General features: G+C 39.7%; 8 protein-coding genes. 4 read left to right on the top strand and 4 right to left on the bottom strand.

Annotation, left to right across the window (positions count from 1 at the left end):
* Positions 1–82 precede the first annotated feature (82 nt).
* The 3 genes from V7122_RS01770 to V7122_RS01780 form a co-directional block, all read right to left on the bottom strand.
* Positions 83–2,359: an N-acetylmuramoyl-L-alanine amidase gene (locus V7122_RS01770; protein ID WP_335525622.1), complete on the bottom strand. Its 2,277-nt coding sequence runs from the start codon at positions 2,357–2,359 to the stop codon at positions 83–85.
* A gap of 424 nt (positions 2,360–2,783) precedes the next feature.
* Positions 2,784–3,821, bottom strand: a complete 1,038-nt coding sequence (locus tag V7122_RS01775; protein ID WP_335525623.1) for an LCP family protein — start codon at positions 3,819–3,821, stop codon at positions 2,784–2,786.
* 101 nt (positions 3,822–3,922) lie between these two features.
* Positions 3,923–4,561, bottom strand: coding sequence for a YigZ family protein (locus V7122_RS01780; RefSeq protein ID WP_335525624.1), 639 nt, complete (start codon positions 4,559–4,561; stop codon positions 3,923–3,925).
* A 708-nt stretch (positions 4,562–5,269) separates the two neighbouring features.
* Here V7122_RS01780 and V7122_RS01785 point away from each other — a divergent pair.
* The gene (locus V7122_RS01785; protein ID WP_335525625.1) at positions 5,270–6,412 is read left to right on the top strand and encodes a sensor histidine kinase; all 1,143 of its coding nucleotides are present in this window, start codon (positions 5,270–5,272) and stop codon (positions 6,410–6,412) included.
* 221 nt (positions 6,413–6,633) lie between these two features.
* The gene (locus V7122_RS01790; protein ID WP_335347061.1) at positions 6,634–7,320 is read left to right on the top strand and encodes a response regulator transcription factor; all 687 of its coding nucleotides are present in this window, start codon (positions 6,634–6,636) and stop codon (positions 7,318–7,320) included.
* A 96-nt stretch (positions 7,321–7,416) separates the two neighbouring features.
* Here the strand turns inward: V7122_RS01790 and V7122_RS01795 are convergent, their stop codons facing one another.
* Positions 7,417–7,650 (bottom strand): hypothetical protein, encoded by a 234-nt coding sequence (locus tag V7122_RS01795; protein WP_335525626.1) that lies wholly within the window; start codon positions 7,648–7,650, stop codon positions 7,417–7,419.
* Positions 7,651–7,909: 259 nt separating this feature from the next.
* Here V7122_RS01795 and sda point away from each other — a divergent pair, with 259 nt between their 5' ends.
* Together sda and V7122_RS01805 are read left to right on the top strand one after the other, a co-directional pair.
* Entirely contained in the window at positions 7,910–8,080 is a 171-nt protein-coding gene (sda, locus tag V7122_RS01800) for a sporulation histidine kinase inhibitor Sda (protein WP_335525627.1), read from the top strand.
* A 112-nt stretch (positions 8,081–8,192) separates the two neighbouring features.
* Positions 8,193–9,032, top strand: a complete 840-nt coding sequence (locus V7122_RS01805; RefSeq protein ID WP_335525628.1) for a DegV family protein — start codon at positions 8,193–8,195, stop codon at positions 9,030–9,032.
* Positions 9,033–9,249: the final 217 nt, after the last annotated feature.

The raw sequence follows: 9,249 nt of genomic DNA on the forward strand, positions 1-9,249 counted from the left end.
TATTATATAAAAAATACCCAAATTCACTTACATATAGTAGATTAACATAAATTTTTTTGTCGGGAAATAGGATTACTAGATTTTAGAAATTGTTAAAGTATTCCTCTAAACCTTTCGTGATCCCAACGGCCGCTTTTTTGCGGAATGCTGTTGTTTTTAGTAACGCTTCTTCATTTGGGTTAGAAATGAATGCTAGTTCAACAAGAACACTTGGAAGATCATTCATACGGTTTACATAGAATGATTGTTCCTTTACACCTCTATTATACGTATTCATAGAGGAAACCATATTTTTCTGAATTGCCGTTCCTAGCGTTTTACTTCTAGGACCGTTAAAGTTAACGGTTGAATTATAATAGGTCGTTGTTCCTTTTGATGTTGAAGAAAAAGAGTCTCCATGAATGCTAATGAACGCATCCGCTTGTGAACGATTTGCGATATCGGTTCTTTGTGATAGCTCTAAAAAGATATCTGTACTCCTAGTTAAAGTGACAATCGCTCCATATGCTTCCAGTTCCTCCTTGAGGATTAGAGCCGTGCCTAAATTCACATCTTTCTCTTTTAGCCCAGTCGGGCCAACAGCCCCTGCGTCTTTTCCGCCATGCCCGGCATCGATAATAATATGCTTGCCAAGCAATCCTAATGGAACAATTTTGATCGATAACTTATCGTTATAATCTCTGATTGTAAAAGAGTAACCTGGTTCAAATGTGACGATGACAGATTTTTCACTGCCGGACGAAATTGTCTCAACGGATTTTATACCTGGAATAGCCCCTTTTGGCAGATCAACGTCCGTTAATCCTCCGGAAAGCTTTAATCGATTGGACGTTAAAGTAGAGTAGGAGATTGAATATTTACTAGGTTTTTTCCAGTTTAGATATTGATGTCCATCCAAACTCGTCACTACAGGAGAAAGAAGCTTCTTCTCTAATAATTGAAGGGAATCCATGTGTGTGCCTTGAACCCACCCAGTATTTCCTGTAGCGCTTTTCACTTGCAGCCAATATTGACCGAGTGAATTTGTAAAGTCGCCAACGAAGGTTATTTTACTATCTTTTTTAAGAACTTCCTTTACTTTATATTGGGTCGAAGCACCGGAATGTAAAGAAATATTGCTCGCTCCTACAATTAATGTAGCCCCTTTACTAAAGGTTGGCTGAGTAGATACGACCGTTTCATGTAACCAAACTGTTTGATTGGAACTGTTGAGGGCTTTGTACCATAGATCACCGCTTGGGTCGTATGCCTTATCTATAGCTGTAAACAAAGTTCCCATTGTCGCTTGTTCAATAACAGGATCATTTGTTGATGGGCCGCTTCTTAAATTGGCTACTGCTACACTTACATATAAATCAATATTTAATGATTCAGTTGTACTTATTGTATGAGCTGGGACCCAGCCTAATAATGTTGGGGTAACCTCAACTCTTAACCAAGAGGTTCCATTTGCATTTGTAAAATGATCAATGACTTTTACCTTTTGGTTTACCGATAGCTTGGTTACAGATGCATAGGAGTCAGTCGCTCCTTTTCTTACATCAATTCCTTTTTGACTGCTGTATACATAGCTGCCAACCTCTGGAAGGGAGGGAGTCTCTGTATCAGGAGGGCTTGGCAGATTGGCAGCGGGCTTAAAGGCATCCTCGTGAATCCAGCCCTTAATAGTCCCTAAGTCTGCACGATACCAAGTTTCTCCAGCAGTATTTTTAAATGTGTCAATTATATTAATCTTTTGATTTTTATAAACGTATGTAACAATGCTGTAGGATCCAGTGGCTCCCTTTCTGACTGCGGACTGTGATTGAACTGTTTTGCTTTCTATAGCAGGAGGTGCAGGCTTCGAATCGGTCACCGGGGTTAAGTAGCTTTGAATGACCCATCCTTTAATCGAACCAACTTCGATTCGGTACCATAATTCCCCTTTGCTATTTTTAAAGGTATCAATTACTTTTACCTTCGTTCCTTTTGATAGCTTCGTCACTACTTCATAAGAGGTTGTAGCGCCTTTTCTAACATTTACTTGATTTTCTGTAATGGTTGCTTCTTTCCCTGTTTGCAGAGGAGCTTGATTAGTAGAATTCTCGGTAAAGCTGTTCGCTAATCCCCATCCTTGTTTGCTGCCTAAATCAACTCGATACCATGTTTCACCAGCTGAGTTGATGAATTCATCAATGACTGTAACGCTTTTTCCTATAGGAAGAGATGTTATTAGAGGATAGGCAGTTGTAGCGCCTTTTCTAATCTCAACATTTTGGTCTACGAACATATTAGCCGGAGTATTTAGATTTTCGGCTTGTACGATGGCAGGGAATAAAGCAGCAGTGGCAAGAACAGAAGAGGCAATGAGTTTTTTCAAATTTCTTCCCTCCGTTGTCAAAATTTAATAGATACTACCTTATTCTAGCGAATTTTGTCTAATGTTCCAACCCGTAAAAGCAAATTTAGGCATTTATAATTATGAAAAAAATGTAAGGTGGTAGATTAAGCTAAAAATAGAAATGTTTGATGTTTGCTTTTAGAAGGTGGGGGAGTCAAAAACGTTAAGGTTGAGTTGTTCAATGTAAGGGGGTAGCGGGTGAAAGAGATAAAACGGTAACATAGGGTTGTTCAATGTAAGGGTTTAGCGGGGAAGGAGACCAAAGGCAAACATAGAATCGTTCAACCTCAGCATTGGCTGAGCAAAGCACCCCATTTAGAGAAAAAAACAAAAAAAGCTGCCTCAGCACAGCATCGGCAACTTTTATATGTCTATTAAATTTGTAATCTGCTAAAAAGTGAAATTAGTATTCTACACCAGTTGACGCCTGTTCAGAAGAACTCGAATCGGATGATTGATTTCCTGTCAGGTTATTGGTAGGCGTATTGTTGAGCGTGTTATTAAGAATCGTGCTAATTTCTTCGATGGAATCATCTTCTGGGAAAAAGTAAGAGATCCCATTATATTTACCATCTGTTCCTCTTATAGCAAGGGTTTGAATTTCTGAGCTTTTTAGTTTCGAATAAAGTTTAACAAAACTAGCAAATTGAGATGGAGGGATGTTTGTTTTAACATTCTCTCCAAGATCTCCTAATAGATCATCAATTTTTGTAATCGTTCCAAAAGAAGTGCCTTTGTCAATGATCGCTTTTATGACTTCTTTTTGTCTTTCATTACGTCCTTTGTCACCTTCTGGATCCTTTTTTCTCATCCTAACGTAGGCAAGTGCCTCATTTCCATTTAAGTCCATTTGGCCTTCATAGTAAGTTTTCCATTTTAAACTCCCTGTTAATTGGGCTTTAAATGTAAAAGGTACATCCACCTGAACGCCGCCAAGGGTGTCAACGATATCTTCAAAACCTTCGAAATTTGTCGTGATATAGTAATCAATCGGTACATCCAATAGCTGATTAACTGTTTCTATAGTGGACTCTACACCGCCATAGCTATAGGATTCAGTAATTTTTGTCTGGAAACCTGCTGCTGGAATCATCGTTCTAGTATCCCGAGGAATGCTGAGCATGGATACTTCTCCTGTTTGCGGACTGACTGTTACAAGCATGACAACATCAGATCTTTCACCGCCGCCTTGCTCTTCTATCCCTAGTAAAAGAATATTAAAAGCATCCTTCGTAATTTTAACTTCTTCTGTACGATGATTCTTTACTTTATCCCGATCAATTTCTTTATAAATATTCTTACTGGCTAAGTTGGCATGATAAAGTACGTTATAAGCAAAATAGGACCCGCCACCTAAAAGAAGGAGCAGGAAAAGGAGGACAGTAATTCGCCAAAAGCGCTTTTTTCTGTTTTTTCGCCTATTTGACCTAGATTTAGACATTCTATCCCTACTTTATTTATTAATATAGTGTTTTTTGAACAAGGAAAAAATGTTGAAACAATAGTTAATTTTACATAAATAATAGGCAATCGTAAATATAATTATTTTCCCACTTCTTCCTCCAAATACACCTTGTCACCTTTCGACATAACACCTTGTCCATTCGTAAGCTCAACCATCCAGTTAATGAAGTTCTCCGTTTGCTCCTCTTCGACATACGTTTCAAACTCGACATTATCAAGGTAATGGATGTCTTTAATCGTATAAACGGATGAGCGGAGTTCATTTTCTAGCTTGCCAAGCCAGGTGTAATCGACTTTTGTATGCATGACTCTCATTAATTTCCGTTCGACGATACCGGTTGCATCGATGCCTTCCGAGGTGGCTTTTCCATAGGCGCGGATCAGGCCGCCAGCACCGAGCTTAATTCCGCCGAAATAACGGGTAATCACAACGGCTGTATCTTTAAGATGTTTTTTCTTCAATACTTCAAGAATGGGAACTCCGGCTGTGCCGCTTGGCTCTCCGTCATCGTTTGCCTTTTGAATTTGATCATTTTCACCGATCATATAGGCAGAGCAGTTATGGGTAGCATCCCAGTGCTTCTTTTTGATTTGCTGGATAAAGTCCTGGGCTTCTGCTTCCGTCTCTGCTCTTGTCACATAAGCAATAAATCGTGATTTTTGGATGACGATTTCGTTTTCGCCGTATTCTTTAACTGTATAGTAACGGGGCAGCATATAACCGCTCCTTTCTCTTCTAACATTGAATCGCCTTTCTACATTATAATACGAAACGAAAGTTTAAGAACAACCTCCTACCTGCTTGTCGTGGCTGATCACAAGTGACTATTCTTAGCAGGGATTGGATTGTTTCGAGGCGTTTCCGCTTTTATCATTATAATTCGACACGAATCTTACATCAATGAATAATGGTAAAAGTTACGCCTTTTCCTAAAATATAATAAATTTGAAAAAAATAGTTTGTTTTGTAATGAAATCTTAATATAGCATTTTTAGTCCCATGGTATAATAACACTATCCTAATAGTGAGTAATTAGGCTAGTACAGATTGTTGACTTCCTAACGCTAAAACACTTTAGAATTTGGTCACACGTATAGTCATTATACTAGGATATAAGACATAGAGGAAAAACTCAAGCGTGAGGCTTTTTACCGATTTTTTCATGATTTAGTATAATTTAATGGGTGGAATGATAGTATCTCTTATTAAATAAAACTAATATAATGGAAATAGGTAATGGGCTTAAAAGAAGGTACCTAGTAATATTATTCATTGTAAACATGCCGTTAGTACTCTTCCGATCGCTGCAAGGCTAAAAATACTAAGTTGAGAGGTAATGAGCCTTTGCTAGCCCGCCAAATTGAGTTAGACCCTAGTGAAACTCATGCGATGTTTTGGGCGTCTAATCATTGGAGGAAAATCTTATGAGTAATAAGAAATTTGATACGAAAACACTTGATATGATTTTAGAGCAAATGGTTGAAGCAGTTGGTTCGAGCAAGGACGAAGTGTTTCAAATTGGTGAACAATGCCGCAAGGAGCATTTAACATTATCCGATGAGCTAAAAGAAGTGAGGGTGCTTGTCAAAAAGTCCATTGACGAAGGGGACAAGCTTGAGGCTCAGACTCGTTTTGCCAGAAAGAAGCTTTCCGAGGTTAGCAAGCACTTTAAGGACTATTCTGAGGCTGAGGTTCGGGACGCTTATGAAAAGGCTCACCGCCTGCAAATGGATTATACCATGAATCAGCAGCTCGAAAAGCAGCTCCGGGACAGACGGGATGATATTGAGAGAAGGCTCGTGGGCTTAAATGATACAATTGAACGTGCCGAGCATTTGATATCGCAAATTTCAGTGGTTATGAATTATTTAATGAGTGATCTGAAACAGGTTGGAGAAATGCTGGAAAACGCCAAGCTGAAACAGGAATTTGGCTTGAAAATTATCGAAGCGCAGGAAGAAGAGCGAAAGCGGCTGTCCCGTGAAATTCACGATGGCCCCGCACAGATGATGGCGAATGTGATGATGCGTTCCGATTTGATTGAACGAGTATATAAGGAACAAGGGGGTCCTGCAGCAATTGGGGAAATCCGCGATCTTAAGAAAATGGTCCGAAGCGCCCTCTATGAGGTTCGAAGGATTATTTATGATTTGCGCCCGATGGCCCTTGACGATTTAGGTTTAGTCCCAACCCTCAAAAAATACCTAGTGACCATCGAAGAATATCATAAGTCGATTAGAATAGATTTTTCAAATATAAAAGAGGAAAAACGCCTGCCTGGTAAATATGAAGTAGCTCTTTTCCGCCTTATTCAGGAATCCGTGCAAAATGCTTTAAAGCATGCAGAGGCCAATAAGATCACAGTCGGACTGGAAATGGATAATTCGAAGGTAACGGTTGTCATTAAAGATGATGGAAAAGGCTTTGATATTCAAGAAAAGAAGCACAATTCCTTTGGGATTATGGGCATGAGAGAAAGAGTCGAGTTGCTGGAAGGACAGCTAGCCATCGATTCAGCAGTTGGAAAAGGGACCATTGTCATCATACAGGTTCCATTACAATTATAACTAATTGTTTTTTACTACATAGGTTTTAAAGAGATTGTGACCTTGTAAAAAATGCAGATCTTATACCCGCAGAATTGGTTCTCTTACTGAGAAGCGGCTTTTGCAAACAAAAAGGCGTTCGTAACAGAATCAACACGCAGGTATTTAAATAGTAATTGTAGAATTATAAGAGGAAAAAAATAGAATTAGACAAATTGGGATTTATTTGGGAGGGAACACAATTGACTACAAAGATTGTCATAATCGATGACCACCAATTGTTTAGAGAAGGTGTAAAGAGAATACTAGATTTTGAAAAATCATTCTCGGTTGTTGCAGAAGGTGATGACGGCTGCGAGGCATTAGCCCTTGTAGAAAAAAATCTGCCAGACGTTGTAATCATGGATATCAATATGCCTACAACAAACGGAGTAGAAGCAACGAGACAGTTAATTGAGAAATATCCAGAATCAAAAGTCATCATTCTATCTATTCACGATGATGAAAATTATGTTTCTCATGCACTTAAAACTGGCGCCAGTGGATATTTATTGAAAGAAATGGATGCGGATGCATTAATCGAGGCTGTAAAGGTTGTTGCAGATGGCGGATCCTACCTGCATCCAAAAGTTACTCATAATTTGGTGAATGAATATCGCCGTCTAGCACTTGAAGAGTCAGGCAAGGGTGGGGGCTACACACAAAGAGTAGAAATTCGCCGCCCGCTTCACTTGCTAACTCGCCGCGAATGCGAAGTCCTTCAGCTGCTTGCTGACGGAAAAAGCAACCGCGGCATCGGCGAAGCCATCTTCATCAGCGAAAAAACGGTTAAAAACCACGTAAGTAATATTCTCCAAAAGATGAATGTTAACGACCGCACTCAAGCCGTTGTCGTAGCGATTAAAAATGGCTGGGTGGAAGTTCGCTAAATTTTGTCGGTGCAGGGCACCATTCATTGGACAGTAATTAAATTGTAAAGAAAAAAACACGTGATGGCTGTTAAAAGCTATGACGTGTTTTTTACTTTATTTTAATAACGCGGCTGCGATCGTTTGAAGAAGTGACATGATTTTGGAACCTCTTTTGCGTGCACATTGAATCATCAGAACGATTTCATCTACTTCCCGTGGAGAGGAAACCTCAAGTAACCAGTCTGCTAATTCATCCCCGCTTATAGAATAGTTCATATTCGGTACCTTGATTGATTTGTGTCGGCCCAGCTCATGTTTTAATAGATTGAACTTATAATTCTGTAGCATTTTATTTTAAATTCCCCCGAACAAGTGTTAATAATATTTCCATCCTTATCCCTTTGAAGAAATCGAGGGCACTTTGTTAAGGATATTTTTTCGCAGATTAACCGGCAATGGGACCCTGCTTATTAGTTCACTTTACCATAATTGATAAAAACCGCCAAATTGTATCGGATTTGTTAAAATAATGACAATTCGCCTACAACTATTTACAAAAATTGAGAATTTATACAAAATAGGAATATGGTTATAGGAGGAATGACTTATGAATAGTTTAGCGTGTTTGACAGATACAGTCCTTATTAATACGTACTTGAAAGCGATTGATCAAAACCTTGACCCTTCCTTTATCGAGATCTTATCTGCAGAATTAGAAAATAGAGGCTTAGAGGTAAAAAGTGATAAGGAGAATGCTGATAGCAAAGTTATTTCATAGTATTTTTGAAATATACATATCTAGGCCTTTTTTATCCTTATTTAATGCAATCATAGTTGATTTTAGATAAAATGAATTCTATATTAGTAGAAAATAAGGATGGTAACGAAATATGAAAACGGCCGTTGTCACGGATAGTACAGCCTATATCCCGAAGAAATTGCGGGATTCACTACAAATACATATGATCCCTCTCAGTGTCATCTTCGGAAATGAAAGCTATCAGGAGGAAATCGAAATTACCGCTTCGCAATTCTATCAAGAGGTTAGGCAAAAAGAGCTTCCGACAACATCCCAGCCTTCCGTCGGTCAATTTGTAGAGCTTTTCAACCATTTGGCCAAGGAATATGATGCGGTCATCAGCATTCATCTTTCGAGCGGGATTAGCGGCACGTTCCAAGGAGCTGTTTCTGCAGGTGAAATGGCAGAGGGAATTGAGGTTTACCCATTCGATTCAGAAATTAGCTGCATGGTGCAAGGCTTCTATGTCCTGGAGGCAGCAGAAATGGCAGCAACAGGCAAAGCCCCTAAAGAAATCATCGCTCGACTAAAGGAAATGAAGAAATCCATCCGCGCTTATTTTATGGTGGACGATCTCTCTCATCTGCAGCGTGGCGGCCGGCTTTCCAGCGCCCAGGCACTCATTGGCAGCCTGCTCCAAGTTAAACCACTTCTCCATTTTGTAGACAAGAAAATCGTCCCTTCCGAAAAAATTCGCACCCGCAAAAAAGCATTAAAGCGAGTTGTCGACCTATTGGCAGAAGATGTGAAATCCGGCGATCCCTACCGCGCCGTTATTATTCATGCCAATCGGGAAGAAGAGGCCGTGGAATGGAAGACGGAGCTAGAAGGCCAATTCCCGAATGTAGAATTTATGATCAGCTACTTTGGCCCAGTCATTGGCACACATCTTGGCGAAGGCTCGATGGGGCTTGGGTGGGTGAAGAAATAATAGGGTTATGTTGGTGGCGGGGCTGTCCAGAGAGTTAGCTATTTAACTTTCTGGATGGGAAAAAAGTATTCTTCGTAACTATTCACTGCATACGGTTCCCGCCCGGCGGATATTTGCAGTAAACGGTTATCAAACTCTCGCTTTGATTCCCATAAGCAGCAAAAAAGGCGAGTCCGGGTCTTCAGTCTCAGCATCTGTTTCCCGTCCAGTCGGAAAA

Source organism: Bacillus sp. JJ1532 (assembly GCF_036965085.1).
Lineage (GTDB): Bacteria > Bacillota > Bacilli > Bacillales > Cytobacillaceae > Cytobacillus.